The organism is Seonamhaeicola marinus (assembly GCF_008085455.1).
This window is the reverse complement of the sequence record NZ_VSDQ01000648.1, coordinates 1-927: the sequence shown is the minus strand read 5'-3', so window position 1 is coordinate 927 and position 927 is coordinate 1. Positions and strand designations below refer to the sequence as shown.

Genomic DNA, 927 nt, shown 5'->3' with positions numbered 1-927 from the left:
TAGAAAACCAACATTGGAAAGCTATAAAAACTAAAGAACTCAAACACATTATTCAAATGTGTGCGGGTTTATACTTAGAGGCATCGGCATCAACACCTACTATTGCAGCCAACAACAGTATTAAAATAGATATTGAAGCTGTAAACAGAAGTACTGTAAACATGTTACTTAAAAGCATTTCTATTACCCCATTAAACCAAATAGAAAACACCGATATTTTACTTCAAAATAATAAAAAATTCAATTACACATTTAGTAGTTTAATACCTGAAAATACTGCAAGCACCAATGCTTATTGGCTAAACGAAAAAGGAAGTTTAGGTATGTACAAGGTTGATGACAAAACCATTATTGGAAACCCCGAAACCAAAAGAGCGCTGCAAGCTAATTTTGTAGTAGATTTTGATGGTTACAGCATTAATTTTGAAAAAGATGTTGTGCACCGTTACTCAAAACCAGATAAAGGTGAATTGTACCGCCCATTTGAAATTATTCCTGAAGCATCGGCAAAAATTTCTGAAAAGGTTATCATTTTTAACAATAACAAACAACATGATATTTCTGTAATTGTAAAAGCCGGAAAAGATGATTTAGAAGGTCATGTAGAGGTTTGTCACCCTGATGGGTGGAGCGTTTACCCTAAAAACCAAAAAGTCACTATAAAACACAAAGGCGAAGAACAAACACTAGTATTTACAATAATTCCACCTAAAAATGAAAGCGAAGGTTTTATTAGCCCTATTGTTCATGTTGGAAATAAAAGTTTTACTAAAGAATTAATAGATATTAGTTATGACCACATACCACACCAAACCGTTTTATTGCCTAGTGAAAGCAAAGTTGTTAGGTTAGACATTAAAAAACGTGGTGAAAACATTGCGTATATTCAAGGTGCTGGCGATGTGGTTCCTGAAAGTTTAGAGCAAA

At 33.3% G+C, this 927-nt stretch carries 1 pseudogene; it reads left to right on the top strand.

Annotation, left to right across the window (positions count from 1 at the left end):
* A pseudogene (locus FUA24_RS25165) lies at nt 1-927 on the top strand (LmbE family protein); the annotation flags it as partial.